Here is a 19678-nt window from a genome sequence, read left to right as displayed (position 1 = left end):
TAAGAAACGGCTAGGACGGCGGCAGGCACTCCTGCGCCGGAGGCTTCCCCTCCGGCCAGGCGATCTTCACGAAACGGGAGTGGCTGTCGGGGGTCAGTTCCACGATCGGTACGGCCTTGTCGTACGGATTGCCGTGGGCGTCGAGGCAGATCCACCCGCTCGCCCCGTTGACCCGCAGCTGCTTGCCCTTGACCTGCGGCCACTGGAGGCCGACGTCCGCGAGGGCCGGGATCTTCCCGGTGGGCGACGCCCCGCGGATGCCGTGTACGGCGAGCCGCATCGCGTCGTACGCGATGATCAGCTGGCCGTCGTCCAGGGCGACCTTGCCGACCGGGCCGACCGGTTCCCGCCCGGCGCTGTCGAGCAGCTGCTGGAGCACCTTGGCGTCGGCCATGCTGCCGCCGGTCCTCGCGGTGTCCTTCAGCCAGGCGTCCGGGTGGGCGAGGGCGGTGTACCGCACGGTCAGCCGCGGGTCCTTGAGGGCGGCCGGGTCGAGGTCCTTGTCCCCGGCGAGGTACGAGCCCTCGTCGCCGGTGAGCACGGTGAAGCGGCGGTCGGAGCAGCCGCGGGCGCCCAACGCGTTGATGAACTGGCGCAGTTGGGTGTGGCGGCCCGCGAAGAGGATGGTGTCCGTGCTCTTCGGCGTGTTGCACAGGATGTTGGCGATCTGCGCGAAGACGTTGGCGGTGCTGCCCTCCTTGCTGCGGTCGGCGGGCGGCGTGAACGGCTGGGCTTCGTAGCGCGCGCCCTTGAGCATCTTCTCGAACGACTTCTGGAGCGTGCGCGTGTACGGGTCGCCCGTGCGGTCGTACACCAGGAACGCGTTGGCGGCCGAGACCTGGGCGAAGGAGGCGAGGGCGCGCGCCTCGTCGGTGTTGGTGGGGGAGACGCGGGCGAGCCCGGGGAAGGGGTCCTTGCCGTTCTGTCCGTTGGCGAGGTTGTCGGCGGTGATCGAACTCCCTATCACCGGGATGCCGAGGCGGGTCAGCTCCTGCACGGCCTTCTTGTTGTTCTCGGTGCTCAGGCCCACCCCGGTCACCGCGCGCAGCCGGTCGCGCCCCTTCGTCATGCCTTCCAGCTGGTCGACCGTGTGCTGCCAATACGCGCCGGTGGAACCGGGGTTGGCGAGCACCAGCCGGATCTTCGGCTTCAGCCCGGTGGTGACATGGTTGGCCTGGTACTGGGCCAGATAGGCGCCCTGGAGCTCGTGCAGCACATCGCCCAGGTTGTCGGCGTCGGTCGCGGTGAAGGGTTCGAGCAGGGCGACGGTGACGTAACTGCCGGGCTTGAGGCGGTGGTTCTCGCGGTTGATCGCCTGGACGGTCTCGGCGAACTGGGGCCGTGCGAAGGCGTACGTCGTCGACGAGACGCCCACGCATTCGTCACTGCCCTTCGGCTGGACGACCCCGGGGGCGCAGGACCGGTCCTCCTTCGTGGCCGTCATGCCGCCCCATACGCCGAGGGCCGCGAGGGCGGCCGCGAGTGTCAGCGCGACATACCTGCGGAAACGAATCTCCCAGACGTCCTCGCGCAGCCAGGTCCACACACGTGCCATCACCGGCCCCCGTCCCCGTTCTCGTCGTCGTCGCCCGGGATGCGGAAGGGGTGGCCGGCCAGGGCGTCCGACGGCCAGTCCCGCGAGGCCCGCCACAGCAGGGCGTTGCCCGCGGGCCGCAGATTCGACAGCTGCTCCAGCTCGAACCGCAGCCGCTCGGTCACCTTCGGGTCCGGCAGCACCAGCGGATCGGTCAGCTGCCACACGGCGTGCAGCAGCCGTCGTACGCGCAAGTGCAGTACGGCGTCCACGCTGTCCGGCGGCTGCTGGGCCGCGTCCGTGTGCCCGAGCGCGACGGAGGCCCGGTGGTCGTGGCCGTCGAAGTCCCGGCCGTCCGGGTCGTGTGCGTGGTAGTAGGGCGCGGACGCGATGAAGACCAGGGACGACAGCCAAGTCCGGGTGTCGGTGCGCGGGAAGGTGTCGCGCAGGTGCGCCACCGCGAAGTCCGCCTTGCCCAGGGCGAGTTCGTGGTGCAGCCGGTAGCGGGCGTTGCCGTGCGGGTCCTCGTCGTCGTAGTGGTCGATGAGGGTGCGGTGCACGGCCCGCCACCGCTCGTGGTTCCGGTCGCCGTGGTGCAGCCGCAGCAGGAGCAGGGCGCGCAGGAACGGGTCGCCGACGAACTGCCCGGCCGACGTCGGCCAGCCCTCCGCCGAGAGCCGCTCCTCCAGGTCGAGGACGCCCGACGCGCCGAAGTCGTCGGGCAGTTGGGCTTCTGCCAGCGTGCACGCCGACTCGCGGTCGTGGGCCGCGGCGAGCACGGTCAGCTCGTCCAGGCGGCCGCCCGGCACGAGCCGGTCGAGGAGTTCCTGATAGGTCGGGCGGCCGTCGTGGTCCTCGTGCACGGCGACGTCCGCGGTGAGCAACGCGCCCAGCGACGCGGCCCCTTGGGGCAGGTTCTGCCGGGCCGACTCGGCGAGCAGGGTGATGCCGAGCGGGCTGCCGCCAGTCAACCGGTGGGTGGCGTGCGGGAGTTGTGGCGGCACGACCGTTCCGCCGGAGGTGGCGCCCAGCCGGTCGGAGGCGGTGTCCACGATGTGCAGCGTGTCGTCGGGCGTCAGCGGCGGCAGCGACACGAGCAGCGCCCGCGAGGAGGGCGAGGTGCCCGGCGTCCAGCCGGACTCCCGGGCGGTCTCGGGGAGCGTACGGCGACCGGCGTTGCGCAGCGCCGGGTGGGTGTACCCGCGGAGCGCCGTGAGGAACACGACCTGATCGGCGATGCCGTCGGCGCGGTCGCGCAGCACCGGCTCCAGGAGCCCGAGACCCGCGGGCTCCTGGACGTTGTCGATCAGCACGAGGGGGCGCCCCCGGCGGTGCGAGCGCTGCATGACCCCCGCGTACGCGTCGTCGAGGTCGGCCAGCAGGGCTCGTACGAGATAGCGCTCGGCGTGTCTTCGCGAGTCGCCGCCGGCCCTGAAGTGCCGGGACAGGAGGATCAGCGCGAGCTTGGGGCTGCCGCCCGCGTTCGGATAGTCGCGGTACCAGGCGGCGGCCCTGCGTAGCCGGCGGGGGGCGGGGCCGATCCCCTCGGCGAACGCCTCCAGGGTGGCCTCGATGATCGGCGCGATCACCGGACCTGTACCGCTCAGCGAGGCGATGACCTTGGAGATCACCTTGCTCACCCAGCGGCCCGCGAACCCCGACAGCCGGCCGCCGCCCGTCTCGTTCAGCAGCAGGATCCGCTCGGCCTCCTGCCGGATGCGCGGCACGTCACGGTCGCTCCAGCCGCCCGCCGCGACCGCGAGCAGCCCCGCCGCCAGCCGGGGAAAACCGATCCGCCCGGCGCCCGTCACCGGCTCGGCCAGCTGCTCCGCGACCGTGGTCAGCGCCTGCCCCACCGGCGACCACGACTCCACCGGGCGCTCGGCCGGAGGAGCACCGAACTGCCGCTCCTCACCGTCGATCAGCGCGACCGGGGTGTGCCCGCGATAGGCGTCGCGCAGCTCACCCAGCACGGCACTCTTCCCGAGCCCCCGACCGCCCGCGAACACCACGAACGGCAGCTCGTCAGGGTGTTCGTACGGCGTCGCCCGAAGCTGATACGGCCGCAGACCGACCAGCCGTGACGCGAGCCCCGGCGGATCGGTGTCGAACAGCGCCCCCCGGCCGTGCAGCCCTCTGTGCACCGCATCTCCCCCTGTTGCGGTCCGAGTCCCGCCTGCTGCTGATCCCGCTGCTGATCCTGCTGCTGTTCCTGTCGTCATGGCTGCTTTGAGGTGTAGCAACAACAGTTTAAAAAGGGGGAGTTGGTTCGGGATAGGGCGCCTGGTGTCCGTTGGGTTACGAAAGTGTCGGGGCCGTGGACCTGCTTTGAGCGAGAAGGACCTCTGCCGTATCTTCTGCCGCGCCTCATCTTCTGTCGCGCCTCGTGACTTCTGCCAAAGCGCGCGCCACAGGGCTACCTTGATCGATGGTGGCCGGGGCCGGGAGGCGCGGGGGAGCGGGGGAGCGGCATGGAGGCACTCGGGGTCGGTGACCCGCCATACATCGGGCCGTACCGGCTGATCGGGCGGCTCGGCGCGGGAGGCATGGGGCAGGTCTATCTCGCCCGGTCGGCGGGCGGGCGTACCGTCGCCGTGAAGGTGGTCCAGGCCGGGTACGCCCAACAGCCGGAGTTCCGGCGGCGGTTCGCGTACGAGGTCGAGGCGGCACGCAAGGTCGGCGGCACCTGGACGGCGCCCGTGATCGACGCCGACACCGAGGCCGGGACACCGTGGGTGGCCACGAGGTACGTCGTGGGGCCCGATCTGCACACGGTGGTCGCGGGGCCCCACGGGCCGCTGCCCGAGGACTCGGTGCGGGTGCTCGCGAACGGCCTCGCCCACGCGCTGCGGGACATCCACGCGGCGGGCCTGATCCATCGTGACCTCAAGCCCTCCAACGTCCTTGTCACCGTCGACGGGCCCCGCGTCATCGACTTCGGCATCGCACGAGCCCTGGACACCGTGGTGGAGGGGATCAGGACGCGCACGGGCGCGGTGATCGGCTCGCCGGGGTTCATGTCGCCGGAGCAGGTGCGCGCACAGCGGCTGACACCCGCGTCCGACGTGTTCTGCCTGGGATCGGTGCTCGCGTACGCCGTCTCGGGGCGGACTCCGTTCGGCCAGCCCGACAGCGAGCTGCACGTCCTGATGTTCCGGGTGGCCGAGGAAGAGCCCGACCTCACCGGAGTCCCTTCCGGCCTACGGGAGTTGGTGAGCGACTGCCTGGCCAAGGACCCGTCCCGGCGCCCCGCTGTCGACGAGGTACTGCGGCGTACGCGGGCGGGGACGAGTCCGTGGCTGCCCGGGGAACTGCTCGCCGATCTGGGGAGGAGGGCGGCGCAGTTGCTCGACACGGAGGGCGGGCATGAGCCGTCGGCGGCACCTGCCGCGCCATCGACTCCGGCCTCGCATCCGGCTCCGGCCTCGCCTCCGGCTGTGGCGGCGCCATCATCACCCACACCGGTTCCGGCCCAGCCGCCGAAGGCCCCGCCGCTCGCGGACCAGCCCGCGGCTGCGCTGCTGCCCACGGCCACCGCGACGGTCTCGCCGTCCTCCGGCACCCCGGCGGCGCCGCCCCGGCCGAAGCGGCGTCGCGGCCGCACGCTCAGCGTGGCGCTGGGCGGTGCGGCCGTCGTGGCGGCGCTCGGAGTCACACTCGCGATGAATCTGCCGGGTGGCGGGGACACTCCGACCTTCGACGGTGTGTGGGAGACCAAGACCGTCAGCGGTACGGAAGACGCATACCGGCGTATCGAGCTGACCGGCGTGGACGCGGCGCACGGCGCGCATACGGCAACGTTCACGTTCCGTGAGCCGGGCAAGCACTGCTGGGGCACGGCGACGGTCGAGTCCCGCGGCGACGACAAAGTCGTACTCACCGCCACTACGGTCAATTACGACCCGGCCGGCATGATCTCCGATCCCATGTGCGCCGGGTCGGGCACCCAGTACACGTTGGAGAAGATGGACGGCGGCCTGCGCTGGACGGCCTACGGCTACACCGCGGATCTGGAGCGAAGGGCGGCTCAGCCGACTGGCTCGGCCGGCTAGTTCAGCCGACCGTGATCGAGTCCAGCTTCTCGCGCAGATAGACGTGGGAGTCGACGGGGCCGTACTCGACCCGGCCCACCGGCGCGGGCACGGACTCCACGACCGTCCCCGGTGTGCACTCGCCGAAGTAGACCAGCGACATCAGCTCCTCGGCGGGCGCGTCGGCGGGCGGCGGCAGGACGCGGTGGCGGCCGGAGCGCCACCTGTCTCCCGTCCAACGGGCCATCAGGTCACCGATGTTGATGGTGAAGGCGTCCGGGTCGAAGGGCGCGTCCTCCCAGCCACCCTCGTCCGTGTAGACCTGGAGGCCGCCCTTGCCGGCCTGGCGGTCGAGGATCGTGACGGTGCCGAAGTCGGTGTGCGGGCCGATGCGGAACTGGCCGGGCTGGGGGTTCCCGATGACCTCCGTGCCCGGGTACCAGTTGATGTTGAAGCCGTACGTCGGGTGGTCCATGTGCTTGGTGAAGAAGTCGGGGTCCAGGCCGAGGGCCTCGCCGAGGAGGGCGAGGAGGTGGTTCTCCAGTTCGCCCATGCGCGTCAGGTACTCCTCGCACAGCTTCTGGAGTTCCGGGGTCTCCGCGGGCCACACGTTCGGCGCGTACCACTCCGCGTTGGTCTCCGGGTCCTCGAACGGCTCGTGCGTCGCGAAGGTCAGCGACTCCTTGAGGTCCGGCGGGGTCTCCGTACCCTCCGAGTACCCGTTCGCCTCGGCGCCCGGGCCGAGCCAGCCACGGCCGCCGACCTGGGCGGCGTACGGCTGCTTCGTCCCGGTGGGGAGGGTGAAGAAGGCGCGGGCGGCCTCGCGGATGCGGGTGCGGAGGGTGGGGTCCACGCCGTGTCCGGTCACCAGGAGGAAGCCGGCGGTCTGGAGGGCTTCGTCGACCGTGCGGGCGGTGTCCGCGCGGGACTCCGGGTCCCCCGAGAGCCAGGGGCCCAGGTCGATGGTCGGGATGCGCGGGGCGCGGGGGGTACGGGCGTCACTCACCGATGTCCTCGTTCCACAGTGCCGGGTTGTTCTTGATGAAGTCGCGCATCAGGGAGGTGCACTCGGGGTCGTCCAGCACCACGATGTCCACGCCGTGCTCCGCCAGCCAGTCGTGGCCGCCGTGGAAGGTCTCGGCCTCGCCGATCACCACCCGGGAGATCCCGAACTGGCGGACCAGACCGCTGCAGTACCAGCACGGCGAGAGGGTCGTCACCATCGTCGTACCGCGATACGTCCGTTGCCGTCCGGCGTTGCGGAAGGCCGCCGTCTCCGCGTGCATCGAGGGGTCGTCGTCCTGGACGCGGCGGTTGTGGCCGCTGCCGAGGAGGGTGCCGTCCGCGCCGTACAGCGCGGCCCCGATGGGGATGCCGCCCTCGGCGAGCCCGGCGCGGGCCTCCGCGACGGCGGTGGCGAGCCATGCGCGTGCCTGTGCCTGATCGACTGGTTGATCGATGCGCTCCATGACTCCACTCTGCTGTGGCCGAAACACGAGGGCAACGTGCGGAAAGTACTCTCCGGGCAACCCGCACCCGGACGGACTGTCAGCGCCCTTGGAGGTTCCCGTGCCCGCACTCACCCTCCGAGACATCCTGGCCCTCGACCCCGTCCGCGGCACCGAGCCCGAACTCCTCGCGGGCGAGGGCGCCCTGGACCGGCCCGTCCGGTGGGTGCACTCCAGCGAGGTGTACGAGGGCGCGAACTTCCTCGACGGCGGCGAACTGCTCCTCACCAACGGCTTCGGGCTCACCGACGCCGATGAGGGGACGCGGCGACAGTACGTCCGCGAGCTGGCCGCGCGCGGTGCGGCGGGGCTGGCCGTGGAGGTCGGGCGCTCGCTGGTGCGGATGCCCGAGGAAGTGATCGACGAGGCCCGGCGGCTGGGGCTGCCCCTGCTGGCCCTGCACCGTGTGGTCCCCTTCGTCCGCATCACCGAGGCGGCGAACCGGGCGATCGTGGCGCGCGGCCTGTCGGGGCGTTCGGCCGGGCGCCTCTGGGGCGGCGACCACACCGCCGCCCTGCTGGCCGACCTCGCCGACGGGCAGCCGCTCAACCAGCCCGAGGTGGAGGCGCGGGCGGCGCTCGCCGGGTTCCATCCGGGGTCGGCGGCGCGGCTGGTCGGGGTGTCGGCGCACGGGGCGCGGGCGGATCTGGGAGTGGTCGACCGTGCCGCGCGGTCCCTGGGCGGGGTCGCGGTGCTGCGGGCGGCGTTCCCGGGGGACGTACTGGCGCTGGTGGCGATGTCCGGGGACGCCGGGGCGGGTGCGCGGGATGTCGTACGGGCTGTGCAGGAGGCCTTCCGGGCGGTCGCCGAGGCCGGAGTGACCGTGGCGGTCGGGCACGCGGTCGTCGCGGGCGGCGGCTGGCTGCGCTGGAGCGAGACGCTGCGGGCGGCGCGTACGACGCTGGAGCTGGCCCTCACCGTGCCGTCGGCCGAACCCGGTGTGTCCGGGGGCCCGGTCGTGACCTCCTCGCGTGCGTTCACCCTTGAACGCGAGCTCACCCGCGGTGGCGTGGACGCCAACCGCGACCGCCTCGCCCGTCTCGTCCAGCACACCCTGGGCCCCCTGCTGGCCTGGGAGGCGGCCCACCCCAGCGACCTCGTCCGCACCCTGGAGGTCCACCTCCGCCACGGCTGCTCACCCACCCGCACGGCCGCGCTCCTGCACATCGGCCGCCAGTCCCTCTACCAGCGCCTCGAACGCATCGAGACCCTGCTGGGCCTGGAGATCGACGACCCCGACCTGCTGGGGGAGTTGCTCGCGGCGGCTTGTGCGCATCGGGTGGTGCGGGGGATGGGAGAGGCTTCGGTACGGCGGCTTCGCACGGTGGCCTGAGACCGGGAGGTCTGGGACACTCCGGACAGCGGCATCCGAGGGGCACGACACGGTGGCCCGGGAGGCGGGGGGAGTCGCGATGAAACCGCGCTATGCGTTCCTGATCGCCGGGGGAGCGGTCCCCCTTTTCCTGGGGACGTTCATCCGGCGCCTTCCACAGGCCAACGCCGTCGTTGTCGAGCGCTTCGGTCGCTACACGCGGACGCTCAACGCCGGCCTCAACATCGTGGTGCCGTTCGCCGACGTCATGCGGAATCGGATCGACATCCGCGAGCAGGTCGTGCCGTTCCCTCCGCAGGAAGTCCTCACCGCGGACGCCCTGGTCGTCAAGGTCGACACCGTCATCTACTTCCAGGTGACTGACGCCCGGGCCGCCACCTACGAAGTCACCAGCTACCTGCGGGCCATCGAGCAGCTCACGGTGACCTCCTTGCGCGACATCTGCGGCTACCTGGACCTGGAACGCATCCTGAGCTCCCGCGAGGAGATCAGCGCGGCCCTGCGCGGCATCCTTGACGAAGCCACCGGCAAGTGGGGCATCCGGGTCAACCGCATCGTGGTCAACGAGATCGACCTGCCCGCCGCCGCCCGTGAGGCGATGGAGCGGGGGGCGCACGCCAGGAGCGACGGACGCGTCGTCCGCCTGGGGGCCGAAGACGAAGCCGGCGAGCGGTAAGGGCAGTACTGGGCAGGGCGGCTTGTGGCTCCGCGCTCACGGTGCCGCCTCCGCCTCCGTCTCCGCCTCTGCATCCGCCTCCGGCTTCCGGGCGAGGATGAACGCCTGCGGCGTGTTCTCCCGCGCGTCGGCCTCACGTACGAGCCGGGCGACCTCGACGAGCCCGGCGGCGCGCAGCAGTTCGGCGATGCGCTCGGGCGGGAACCGGTAGACGTGGAGGTCCACGTCATGGCCGTAGGCGTGCTCCAGGCGGACCCGCTCGTCGCCCACCTTGAAGGCGATGAGCAGGTGGCCGCCCGGCGTCAGTACGCGGTTGAACTCGCGGAAGAACAGCGGAAGTTCGTTCAGCGGCGTGTGCACCGTGGAGTACCAGGCGAGGGCCCCGGCGAGCGAGCCGTCCGTGATGTCGAGGCCGGTCATCGAGCCGACCTCGAACCGCAGTTGCGCGTGAGTGTGCCGGGCCACCGCCACCATCTCGGGCGACAGATCGATCCCGTACGCATCCAGCCCGAGCCCCTCCAGATGCACGGTCACCCGCCCCGGCCCGCACCCCAGGTCCGCGACCTCTCCGCCCCCACCGGCCCGCACCTTGTCCGCGAAGGCGGCCAGCATGGCCCGGTCGAACGGCTTGTTCTCCAACTCGTCCTTGAGGAGCGCGGCGTAGTCGACGGCGACGGTGTCGTACGAGGCCCGGATGGCGTGGAGGTGAGAGGTCGGGTGAGAGGTCATGGCCGTGAACCTAGCGCGGGGGTCCGACAATCGGCCGTGTCACCGGAGTTGCTCGTTCGAGTGGTTGCCCGAGTGAAGGTGCGGGTGGGTGGGAACCGAGTGGGCAGTGCCCGTACGCGGGCCCTCAGCCGCCCACCCGCAGCAGCAGCTTGCCCGTGCTGCTGCGGGTCCCCATCAGGCGGTGGGCCTCGCTCGCCTCCGCAAGCCCGAACTCCGCGGTCACCGGCAGGGAGACGACCCCCTCGACCACGGTCCGGAACGCCTTCTCGGCGATCGCGCGCAGCTCGCCCGGTGCCGTCTGGGCCAGCCCGAGGATGGAGAACCCGGCGACCGACAGTCCCGTCGGATAGAGCTCGGGCTGTCCCACCTTCCACGGCTCGGCCGAGCTGGCGTTGCCGAAGGAGACCAGGCGGCCGAAGGGGGCGAGGGAGGCGAGGCTGCCGCGGAATGTCTCGCCGCCGACCGGGTCCAGGGCCAGCTCGATGCCCCGGCCGTTCGTCGCGGCTCGTACTTCCTCCGTGAAGGAGCCGACGAAGACCTCGTCGTAGCCGTGGTCGAGGGCGTACTTGGCCTTCGGCTCGGCCGACACGACGCCGTACACCGCGCCGGCCCCCGCCGCCTTCGCCAGCTGCCCGGCCACCGTGCCGATTCCGCCCGCCGCGCCCTGCACGAGCACCGTCTCGCCGGGTTGCAGCCGGCCCACCGTGTGGACGAGGGCGTACGCCGTCGGAAGCACCGTCGGCAGGGTCGCGCCCGTGCGCAGGTCCACGCCCTCCGGCAGCGGGAAGACGGTCACCGCGTCGGCCACCGTCACCTCGGCGTACGCGCCGCCCTCCGTCAGGGCGGTGACCTCCTGGCCGACCGCCAGCCCTTCGACGCCCGCTCCGACGGCCCGGATCCGGCCCGAGACCTCAAGTCCCGGACGGAACGGGAGACTTGGTACGCGATAGCCCTCCGAGCGCGCCTTCAGGTCCGCGAAGTTCACGCCGACGTAGGCCACGTCGATGCTCACCTGCCCCGGGCCGGGCTCGGGGACCTCCGCCTCCACGACCTTGAGGACCTCGGGACCGCCGTACTCCAGGAACTCCACCGCGCGCATGGCACACCCCTACCGAGTGCTCGACTGTTCAACGGAAAGCGAACACTCGGGAGTGTATGGTTTTCATCGAACACTCGGCAAGCGGACGCGGCGGACGCGGCGGACGCGGCGGATGTAGTGGATGTAAGGGACCCAGGGAGGCGGGCATGGTGGAGCGCACCAGTCATCGGGCGGCGCCCGAGCACACCCACCCCGACGACGTCCCCGTGCTGACCGCGCTCGCCGCCCTCGCCGATCCCGTACGCATCACGCTCGTACGGGAGCTGGCGGGATCCCCCGTGTGGACGCGCAGCTGCGGCAGCTTCGAGGTGCCGGTCGGCAAGGCGGCCCTCAGCCACCACTTCTCGGTGCTGCGCGGGGCGGGTCTCGTGGAGCAGCGGGACGAAGGGCCCAAGCGCGTCAACCGGCTCCGCCGCGAGGAGTTCGACGTCCGCTTCCCGGGGTTGCTCGCGCTCGTGCTCCGCGAGGACTGACGGTGAGCACCGGGAACGGTCAGCGTGGGGGCTCCATCACCGCGTAGTCCGCGAAGTTGCGGCGGTAACGCGTGTGCCGGGTCTCCTGTGTGTGCCTGCGCTGCCACTCCTCGACGTCCGCCGGATCGCTGCGCGGACCGGACCCGGCACCGCAGTCGGCCTCGTCCCCCGAGACGCACCGCGCCTCGTACTCCGGCTCCGCCGTCGCGTCCTGCACGATCGTGAACGGCACGTAGCGGAAGATCCGGCGGCGGGCCGGGGTGCCTCCGTGGGCCGCCCTCAGGTGTCGGCGCAGCAGTACGTTCGCGTCGGTCTCGTCGGTGCCGTCGCAGCGGGAGCGGGCGTCGTCGCGTCGTACGGCGAGGTCCCCGCATGCCGCGCAATCGGGGACGGGTACGGGCGGGCGGCTCACCTCGTCACCCTGATGTTCTGTCGCGGTGGCGTTCCCTGAACGGTGGTTGACCGCCTTCACTTCGGCGCTGAGCCGTTCCTCCGGTGTCGCCGCGCGGATCAGTGCCGGGTCCGCCTGCCACTCCCGGCCGCCGCCGAGCGGGCGCAGCATCGCGTAGGGGCCCGCCTTGCCTCGGTACTCGCCCACCTTGCGCGCCTGGGGGTCGTGGACGAGAGTCCCCGGCTCGACTTGTTCCACCATGTTCTCACTCCGTACATGCCTGATCACTCTGGGTGTATCGAGCGTGGCTCAGGGGAACGGTCGGTATCAACGGCCGACGCGTGACAGTGGTGCACTGTCACGAAGGGGGTGCGGTGAGCCGACGTAACGCCGACGGAGGAGCGGCCGCTACGACCGCTGCCGTTTTCGGGGAGCTGCTGAAGCACTACCGCGAGGCGGAGGGTCTGACGCAGGAGGGCCTGGCGCGCCGGATCCCGTGCGACCGCTCCCATGTGGCCCGGGTGGAGGCGGGTGCGAGGGTTCCGCAGGACACCTTTGCCAAGGCGTGCGACGAACTGCTCGGTACGGGTGGGGTGTTGGTGCGGCTGTGGTGCCGGATCGACTGGTATCCGGTGGTGCAGCATCCGGACTGGTTCGAGCGCAGGGCCGATATGGACGCCAGGGCGGTGGCCCTGCGGGAGTATCAAGAGCGGGTCATCCCGGGCCTGTTGCAGACACCGGGTTATGCCCACGCGCTCTTCTCTCAGGTCGCGAGCGGTGATGAGGTCGAGGAGCGCGTCCGAGCCCGGCTGAGCCGCCAGCCGCGCTTCCTCGCCGACGACGGCCCGCTGTACGTCGCGGTCCTCGACGAGAGCTGTCTGCACAACGCGGTGGGCAGCCCGGAAGTCATGCGTGACCAGTGCGCCCATCTGCTGAACGTCGGACAGCGCCTCAACATCCGTATCCAGGTGGCCCCGGCGGGACTCTACGGGCTCGTTCGCCCCCGGGGCTCGATGTCGTTGATCAGGCTGCCCGGCGGGCACGAATGGATGTACTCGGAGTCGCTGGACCGTGGGCATTTCAACGACGATCCGGCCGCCTTCGCGCGCTACAGCCAGACCTATGATGTGCTCAGGGCGGACGCTCCGTCAGCTCGCGAATCCGCCGCTCTGATCAGCGACGTGATGGAGGGGTACGAGCACGATGGACAGTCACGAACTCGGCGCGGCGACCTGGATCAAGAGCAGCTACAGCGACAACAACGGCGGCAACTGCGTGGAAATCGCCCCCGGTTTCCCCGCCGTCGTCCCCGTCCGTGACAGCAAGAACCCCCACGGCCCGGTCCTCGTCATCACCCGCTCCGCCTGGTCGGCGTTCACGTCGGCTCTGCGCTGACCGACCGCCAGATCCTGTCCGGCAGCACCCGTACCGCTTCCTCCAGATCCACGTCCCCGATCCCGGACAGCCACCGCCGTGCGACGCCGATGACGGGGCCCAGCACCAGGGACTCGATCAACGGCAGGGGAAGCGCGGAGTGCAGGAGCAGGGCCGCGTCCCGGTGTTCCTCGATGAACGCGAAGTACGTGCGTACGATCCCGCTGACGTCGGACATGAGTCGCTGCGACAGCAACTCCCGTACGCAGTACGCGTTTTCCTACACCGATACCCTCAACGGGACGCCGATCAATCAGTACGTTTACTGCTTGATCGGCCTTGGCTCGTAGGCGCGCTGAAACGCGTACGCGCACCGAAAGAGGAATCACCGTGAACGGGGAAAACGGGGCAGGCGTGACAGATCTGAACGGCAGCGGAGCCGAGCCGCTGGAGGCGGAGGATCCGCGGTGGATCGGGGAGATCCCGCTGGTGGGCCGACTCGGGTCCGGCGGCATGGGTCGGGTGTACCTCGGTGTGCACGAGGGGCGGTACGCCGCCGTCAAGCAGGTGCTGCCCTCCGTCGTCGCCGAGGACAAGGACTTCCTGCGGCGCTTCGGACATGAGCTGGACAACCTCGCCCGGCTGCCCGAGGAGGCCACCGCGCCGCTGCTCGCCAGTGACCGCGACGCACGGCCGCCGTGGTTCGCGACCGCGTACGTTCCCGGGCTCACCCTGAGGGAGGCCGTCGAACTGCACGGGCATCCGCTGCCCGCCGACGCCCTGTGGCTGCTGCTGCGGGAGGCGGCCTCGGGGCTGGCCGCGGTGCACGCGCTGGACATGGTGCACCGGGACCTCAAGCCGTCCAACGTCATGCTGACCCTCGACGGGCTCACCCTCATCGACTTCGGTGTCGCCCGTGCCGCCGAACAGAGCCAGCTGACGAGGACCGGCATCGTCGTGGGCACCCCCGCCTACATGTCGCCCGAACAAGCCTCGGGGACACGGCAGTTGACCGGTGCCGTCGATGTGTTCGCGCTGGGGTCGATGGCCGCGTACGCGGCGTGCGGCCGGCCGCCCTTCGGCGACGACTCCGGGCACGCCGTGCTGTACCGCATCGTCCACGAGGAGCCCGACCTGGCTCCGCTGCGCGCGCTGGATCCCGAACTCGCCGAGGCCGTCGCGGCCTGCCTCGACAAGGATCCCGAGGGCCGTCCCACCGCCGCCGAGCTCGCCGAACTCGCCGCAAGACATGGTCCGTTCGCCGATCCACCGTGGCCGGAGACCATCGCCGAGCCGCTGTCCGAGCGGGCCGCCTTCGCCGCGACGGTGCCGGATGCCGACAAACTGCCCGCCCGTCCCGTGCCGACCCTGCCCTCCCCCGGGCCGAAGGCGGAATCGGACAAGCCGAAGCCTCCGGAGCCGGAGCCGACCCCGGAGGCCGCCCCGGACCCGAAACGACGCGAACGCCGCCGGACCCGCGTTCTGTTCGCCGTCGTTCCCGTCGTGGTCGTGGCGACCGGCACGACCCTCGCCATCCAGCTGCTGCCGTACACGTCCTCGCCGGACGACGAGGCACGGACCACGCCCTCCGCCTCGGTGTCGGCGTCGCTCGATCCCACGTCGTCCTCCTCGGGCACGACGAAGTCGCCGTCCCCGTCGGCGGATCAGAGCAAGGGCAAGGGCAAGGACAAGGACAAGAGCAAGGGGACAGGCGGGACGCAGGCGGACGCCGGGGGCACGAGCACGGGCACGGGCACGGGCGCACAGGACGGCTCCGGCGGGTCCGACACCTCGGACAGCGACGGCTCGGGCGGAAGCAGTAGCAGCTCAAGCAGTTCCGGCGGCACCTCGGCGAAAGCCCCCGCCAGCGGCTACTACCAGCTCACGAACGCCGCCGACGGCCAGTGCCTGGTGATGAGCGACTACAGCGGCGCGGTCCTCGGAGCTTGTTCGGACAGCCCGGCGGCCTCATGGGCTTACAAAAGCGTGTCGGGCGGCGCATTCCACGTGGTCAACGAGCACACCGGCAAGTGTCTGAGTGTGAGCGCCTACAACATCGTGACGGCCGACTGCGACCAGAGCACCCAGCTGTCCTGGCGCACGGGCTCCGGCGGCACCCTGCAGAACATCTACAACAGCCGGTGCCTCGACGAGTCCGCAGGCTGGCCGGTCACCTCGACCTGCGTGTCCGGAACCGCATCGCAGCGCTGGACGAGGACATGACTTCCCCCGCCGGCCAGTTGCCCTGGCCGGCGGGGGAGCGACCGCCGGTGTTCTCTCAGGCCTTGGCGGCGAAACGTCCGCGCAGCACCGCGTACAGCCCCGCGCTCACCGCGAACCCGACCAGGCAGGTGATGTCACCGAACGACGCCCAGTGCTCCGGCACCCACCCGACGTACTTCTCCTGGTTGGAGAAGAGCGGCACCGACACCGCGACCCCGATCAACAGGGCCGCCAGACCGGGCCAGTTGGTGTAGGAGGCGTCGCCGAGGCGGCGGGACAGTTCCTCGTCCGTGGCCGTGCGGGACTGAAGCCACCGCTCGGTCAGGACGACGCCCAGCCACGGGCCCACCCAGTACGCGATGATCAGCAGGAACGCCTCGTACGCCGATCCCGCGTCCGACAGGGACGCCCACGCCGCCGCCGTGCCGACGACCCCGGACAGCACGACCAGCACGCTGCGGCCCAGCCAGGCGGGGAGCTTCAGGCCGAGCGAGGTGATGGAGATCGCTGAGGAGTAGATGTTCAGGGCGTTCGCGGAGACCGCGCCGAGGATGATGGCGAGCAGCACCAGGTTGCCGAGCCAGCCGGGCAGATGGCCGGTGAAGGCCGCCGTCGGGGTGGCGTCCTTGGGGGCCACGATCGTTGCCGAGGCCGCGCCGATGATCGCCACGATCGCGACCGACACGAACAGTCCGACCGCCGGGTAGAGGACCGTCTTGAACTTGCTCGCCGTACGGGGAAGATAGCGCGAGTAGTCCGTGGCGTACGGGTTCCAGCCGGCCGCGTAGCCCCACGCCGTGCTGAACGCCAGCAGGAAGCCGCCGAGGCCGCCGCCCCCGCCGCCTGTGCCGAGGTGCGCGTCCTTGAACGTCCACACGCCGGCCAGCAGGAAGACCACCGCGAGCGCCGGGAACGCGTACTTCTCGAAGACGTGCACGAAGTTGTGGCCGATGAAGCCGATCAGGATCTCCGCCACCACCACGAGCAGCAGGGAGGGCAGCGGCCGCAGGTCGGTCAGCGTGTTCAGCGCGAAGGCCGCGCTCAGGCTGTTCACCGCGAACCAGCCGACGCCCGCCACCACCGCGTTCACGCCGGACGGCAGGAGGTTGCCCTTGTGGCCGAAGGAGAACCGGCCGATCACCATCTGCGGCACACCGAACCGCGGCCCGTCCAGGGACAGCACGCCCTGGGTGAGGGCGCCGATCGCGGTGCCGAGGAGGATGGCGGCGGCGGCCTGCCAGAAGTTGAGGCCGAAGAAGAGGACCGAGATCACGCCGATGTAGACGGTCGCGAACTCGATGTTCGGCGACGCCCACGTCCACAGCAGCTGCAAGGGGCTGCCGTGCCGTTCGGCGTCGGGGATGGGTTCCGAGCCCGCCGTCTCGACGGCGATGACCCGGTCGCCGTACTCGGGGGCGATCGTGGTGGGTGAGCTGGCGGGAGCTGTCGTCATGCGAGGTAAGTGTCCGGCCCGGGCGGGGTCCGGCCCAGGGGCGCATTGTCCGCTTCGGGAGGCTCGTCGGCGTACAACCTGCACGCATCGGCCGACCTGGGGGTATCGGCGGCGCCGATGAGCCCATCGGCAGGACGCCCCACTGGCGCGTGGACCGGCCGCACGGCCCGCTCGTAGCTTCGTCGGCATGACCTCAGAGAACAAGGGCACGGCCCAGCTGACGACCGCGATGGTGCTCTCCGGCACCCTCGGCGTCTTCGTCGTCGAGTCGGGCGCCTCGCCCTTCAACGTCGTTTTCTTCCGTGTCCTGTTCGGCGCCCTGGCGCTGGGCTCCTACGTCGTCGCCCGCGGCTGGCTGCGCGGCCACGGCTTCACCCCCCGCACCCTGGGCCTGGCCGTCCTCGGCGGCGTGTTCATCGTCTTCAACTGGGTCTTCCTCTTCCAGGCGTACGAGAACACGTCGATCTCCGTCGCGACGGTCGTCTACCACACGCAGCCGTTCTACGTGGTCCTGCTGGGCGCGCTGTTCTTCCGCGAGCGGCTCACCGCGGCGAAGGTCGGCTGGGTGGCCGCGGCCTTCGCGGGGCTGATCCTCGTCTCGGGCGTCACACCCGGCGACTTCACGAGCGGCGGATCGTACGTCGTAGGCGTCGGCCAGGCTCTCCTCGCCGCGCTCCTCTACGGACTGTCCACCCTGGTCACCAAGCGCATCACCGGCGTCCGCCCGCACCTCATCGCCCTCGTCCAAGTCCTCGTGGGCATCCCCCTGTTGCTCCCCTTCGCCGACTTCGGCGCGATGGCCGGGACGGGCGCCGACTGGGGCTGGCTCGCCGGCCTCGGGCTCATCCACACCGGTCTGATGTACGTCCTCATGTACTCGGCGTACGCCAAGCTTCCGACCGCCAAGATCGCCGTACTCGCCTTCACCTACCCGGCGGTCGCGATGGTCATGGACTGGGCGGTGTACGGCCACCACATCGGGCTCGTGCAGGCCCTCGGCGTCCCGCTGATCGTGACGGCCAGCCTGAAGGTCACACTGGCGAAGACCGCGAAGACCGCGAAGACCGCGAAGACCGCGAAGACCGCCGCTACTCCTCTGACACCAGCTTCCGCGCCTGCTCCGCGAACAGCCGCACATGCGCCGGAAGCCGCTTCCCGGCCCGCCACGCCAGTTGCGTCCGAAGCGTGAACGGCGGCTTCCACGGCAGCCGTACCAGCGTCCCCTCCGCCAACTCCGCGGCGACCGTTACCTCGGGCAGCAGTGCGACCCCGAGGCCGGCCGCCGCGGCGCGTTTGGTCGCCTCGATCGTGCCGAACTCCGTGAAGGAGACGGGGCTGAGGGAGTTCAGATTCAGCTCTCGCTCGAACAAGTCCCGGTAGGCGCAGCCGGGTTCGGTGGCGAGCAGCGACTCCCGTACGAGGTCGGAGGTGAGCACGGCCGACGGTTCCGCCAGTGGGTGGCCGGGGGCGGCCACCAGCGCCAGCGGCTCCACCGCCAGCACCTCTGCCTCCAGCCCCGCGTGCTCGGTCTCCTCCTCCATCAAGAAGCCCACGTCGTACGTGCCCTGGCGCAGTGCCTGCCGGGTTTCGTCGCCGATCGTCGTCCGCAGCGAGAGCCGTACACCCGGATAGCGGTGATGGAACAGCTCAAGGAGGGGCAGCAGCCGGTAGGAGGTCAGCGACTCCATCGTGCCGACGGTGAGCGCGCCGGACGGTTCCTCCGTGCCGGCGACCGCCGCCCGCGCCTCCTCGCTCAGCTCGATGATCTGCCGGGCGTAGGGGAGCAGCCGCTCGCCCGCCTCCGTCAGCCGGATACGGCTGCCGAGCCGGTCGAAGAGTTCCGTGCCGAGCGAGGACTCCAGGGCGCGGACCTGACTGGTCACACTGGACTGCGCGTACTTCAGCTCGGCCGCGGCCTGCGTGAAGCTCAGCACGGTCGCGACCTTCTCGAAGGTGACCAGCAGCCGCAGCTCCATCAGCTCTCGTTCTCCTCGCCGCGCTCGCGCCGCCGCAGCTCGTCCTCGCGGCGCCGGAGGTCGGCCTCCCAGTCCTTCAGGAGTGCCTCGTCCTTCTTGTTCTCGGCCTTGAGGGAGTTCAGGAACTCGGGGTTGTCGTCGGGGGCGACGAACTGCGTGCGCTGGTTGCGGTGCCACTCGGAGGGGGTGGCGCCGTTCGCCGGGGCCTGGCGGGTCTTGCCCGCCACCAGCCAGGCGATCGGGCCGACCAGGACCTCGCCGAAGAGCAGGATGATGATCACCCACACCACCTTCGGCAGGCCCCGTACCTGCTCCTCGGGTGTGTTCAGGCAGTCGATGAACGCGTAGATCCACAGCGCCAGGACCAGCAGAAAGGGCAGATACCTGAGCATGGCCGAACGATCCCCCAGTGAGCGTTGGTTGTTCGGGGCGGTGTGGGGCCCCGGTGACGCGCACAGGGTAGCGGGTGCCTTCCGGTGGGGTGGGGCGGGTTTCCTCGCCCCCGCCGCCCCTACCCGTCCCATCCGTTCCTGGGGGCTGCGCCCCCAGACCCCCGCTAAAAGATTGCGCAGTTCCCCGCGCCCCTTAAAGGGGTGGTTCGTCGGGTGCGGGGCGGTGGGGGTTGCTCGCGCAGTTCCCCGCGCCCCTGAAGGCGCGGGGCTTCGCCCCGCGATCCCCCGCCCGCCCCGGGGTCTTTTAGGGGCGCGGGGAACTGCGCAATCTTTTGGGCCGGCCCCCACCCACCCGCAGCCAAAGAACCGACCCACGGGGTCTGGGGCGGAGCCCCTGGGGGATGGGACGGGTAGGGGCGGCGGGGGCGAAGAACCGTCCGGTCGCACCCTGACGGTGGGGCGCGCGTAGGCGTCGGGTGGGGCTCG

General features: G+C 71.0%; 17 protein-coding genes and 2 pseudogenes. 8 read left to right on the top strand and 11 right to left on the bottom strand.

Features of this window, described 5'->3' with window-relative positions; genetic code table 11:
* Positions 1–10: 10 nt before the first annotated feature.
* Positions 11–1555, bottom strand: a complete 1545-nt coding sequence (locus OIC96_RS20080) for a hypothetical protein (RefSeq protein ID WP_330306522.1) — start codon at positions 1553–1555, stop codon at positions 11–13.
* A complete protein-coding gene (locus tag OIC96_RS20075) occupies positions 1555–3678 on the bottom strand; it encodes a hypothetical protein (protein ID WP_330306523.1) in 2124 nt (707 codons plus the stop codon). Before OIC96_RS20075 ends, OIC96_RS20080 begins: the two co-directional genes overlap by 1 nt.
* Positions 3679–4005: 327 nt before the next feature.
* Between OIC96_RS20075 and OIC96_RS20070 the strand changes: the two genes are divergently transcribed.
* The gene (locus OIC96_RS20070; RefSeq protein ID WP_330306524.1) at positions 4006–5586 is read left to right on the top strand and encodes a serine/threonine-protein kinase; all 1581 of its coding nucleotides are present in this window, start codon (positions 4006–4008) and stop codon (positions 5584–5586) included.
* A gap of 1 nt (position 5587) precedes the next feature.
* Here the strand turns inward: OIC96_RS20070 and OIC96_RS20065 are convergent, their stop codons facing one another.
* Together OIC96_RS20065 and OIC96_RS20060 are read right to left on the bottom strand one after the other, a co-directional pair.
* Positions 5588–6571, bottom strand: a complete 984-nt coding sequence (locus tag OIC96_RS20065; protein ID WP_330306525.1) for an isopenicillin N synthase family dioxygenase — start codon at positions 6569–6571, stop codon at positions 5588–5590.
* Positions 6564–7034, bottom strand: coding sequence for a nucleoside deaminase (locus OIC96_RS20060; protein WP_330306526.1), 471 nt, complete (start codon positions 7032–7034; stop codon positions 6564–6566). The genes OIC96_RS20065 and OIC96_RS20060 overlap by 8 nt, the downstream gene beginning before the upstream one ends.
* Before the next feature lie 100 nt (positions 7035–7134).
* On the opposite strand from OIC96_RS20060, the gene OIC96_RS20055 reads away from it, so the two are divergent.
* Together OIC96_RS20055 and OIC96_RS20050 are read left to right on the top strand one after the other, a co-directional pair.
* The gene (locus OIC96_RS20055) at positions 7135–8406 is read left to right on the top strand and encodes a PucR family transcriptional regulator (protein WP_330306527.1); all 1272 of its coding nucleotides are present in this window, start codon (positions 7135–7137) and stop codon (positions 8404–8406) included.
* Between the two features lie 79 nt (positions 8407–8485).
* A pseudogene (locus OIC96_RS20050) lies at positions 8486–9061 on the top strand (SPFH domain-containing protein); the annotation flags it as partial.
* A gap of 57 nt (positions 9062–9118) precedes the next feature.
* Here the strand turns inward: OIC96_RS20050 and OIC96_RS20045 are convergent.
* Both OIC96_RS20045 and OIC96_RS20040 read right to left on the bottom strand, forming a co-directional pair.
* Positions 9119–9811 (bottom strand): class I SAM-dependent DNA methyltransferase, encoded by a 693-nt coding sequence (locus tag OIC96_RS20045; RefSeq protein ID WP_330306528.1) that lies wholly within the window; start codon positions 9809–9811, stop codon positions 9119–9121.
* Positions 9812–9935: 124 nt separating this feature from the next.
* Positions 9936–10910: a quinone oxidoreductase family protein gene (locus OIC96_RS20040; RefSeq protein ID WP_330306529.1), complete on the bottom strand. Its 975-nt coding sequence runs from the start codon at positions 10908–10910 to the stop codon at positions 9936–9938.
* A 146-nt stretch (positions 10911–11056) separates the two neighbouring features.
* On the opposite strand from OIC96_RS20040, the gene OIC96_RS20035 reads away from it, so the two are divergent.
* A complete protein-coding gene (locus OIC96_RS20035; protein WP_330306530.1) occupies positions 11057–11383 on the top strand; it encodes an ArsR/SmtB family transcription factor in 327 nt (108 codons plus the stop codon).
* A gap of 19 nt (positions 11384–11402) precedes the next feature.
* On the opposite strand, the gene OIC96_RS20030 is transcribed toward OIC96_RS20035, so the two are convergent.
* A complete protein-coding gene (locus tag OIC96_RS20030; RefSeq protein WP_330306531.1) occupies positions 11403–12035 on the bottom strand; it encodes a DUF7848 domain-containing protein in 633 nt (210 codons plus the stop codon).
* A 113-nt stretch (positions 12036–12148) separates the two neighbouring features.
* Between OIC96_RS20030 and OIC96_RS20025 the strand changes: the two genes are divergently transcribed.
* Together OIC96_RS20025 and OIC96_RS20020 are read left to right on the top strand one after the other, a co-directional pair.
* A complete protein-coding gene (locus OIC96_RS20025; RefSeq protein WP_330306532.1) occupies positions 12149–13093 on the top strand; it encodes a helix-turn-helix domain-containing protein in 945 nt (314 codons plus the stop codon).
* Positions 13050–13169, top strand: coding sequence for a DUF397 domain-containing protein (locus OIC96_RS20020; RefSeq protein ID WP_330306533.1), 120 nt, complete (start codon positions 13050–13052; stop codon positions 13167–13169). Before OIC96_RS20025 ends, OIC96_RS20020 begins: the two co-directional genes overlap by 44 nt.
* Here OIC96_RS20020 and OIC96_RS20015 read toward each other — a convergent pair.
* Positions 13150–13377, bottom strand: a pseudogene (locus OIC96_RS20015) (TetR/AcrR family transcriptional regulator); the annotation flags it as partial. The gene OIC96_RS20020 and the pseudogene OIC96_RS20015 overlap by 20 nt on opposite strands.
* 185 nt (positions 13378–13562) lie before the next feature.
* Here OIC96_RS20015 and OIC96_RS20010 point away from each other — a divergent pair.
* Entirely contained in the window at positions 13563–15371 is a 1809-nt protein-coding gene (locus OIC96_RS20010; RefSeq protein ID WP_330306534.1) for a serine/threonine-protein kinase, read from the top strand.
* Positions 15372–15426: 55 nt separating this feature from the next.
* On the opposite strand, the gene OIC96_RS20005 is transcribed toward OIC96_RS20010, so the two are convergent.
* Positions 15427–16824 carry a purine-cytosine permease family protein gene (locus OIC96_RS20005; RefSeq protein ID WP_330306535.1) on the bottom strand — a complete coding sequence of 466 codons (1398 nt, stop codon included), beginning with the start codon at positions 16822–16824 and terminating at the stop codon, positions 15427–15429.
* 187 nt (positions 16825–17011) lie between these two features.
* On the opposite strand from OIC96_RS20005, the gene OIC96_RS20000 reads away from it, so the two are divergent.
* Entirely contained in the window at positions 17012–18013 is a 1002-nt protein-coding gene (locus tag OIC96_RS20000; protein WP_330306536.1) for a DMT family transporter, read from the top strand.
* Here OIC96_RS20000 and OIC96_RS19995 read toward each other — a convergent pair.
* A complete protein-coding gene (locus tag OIC96_RS19995) occupies positions 17913–18800 on the bottom strand; it encodes a LysR family transcriptional regulator (RefSeq protein WP_330306537.1) in 888 nt (295 codons plus the stop codon). The two genes, OIC96_RS20000 and OIC96_RS19995, sit on opposite strands and share 101 nt — an antisense overlap.
* A complete protein-coding gene (locus OIC96_RS19990; RefSeq protein WP_330306538.1) occupies positions 18800–19192 on the bottom strand; it encodes a PLD nuclease N-terminal domain-containing protein in 393 nt (130 codons plus the stop codon). The genes OIC96_RS19995 and OIC96_RS19990 overlap by 1 nt, the downstream gene beginning before the upstream one ends.
* Positions 19193–19678: the final 486 nt, after the last annotated feature.

The organism is Streptomyces sp. NBC_00775, assembly GCF_036347135.1.
In the GTDB taxonomy this organism is placed as follows: domain Bacteria; phylum Actinomycetota; class Actinomycetes; order Streptomycetales; family Streptomycetaceae; genus Streptomyces; species Streptomyces lutosisoli.
The sequence above is the reverse complement of the archived record's forward strand: the minus strand, read 5'-3'. Positions and strand labels throughout refer to the sequence as shown.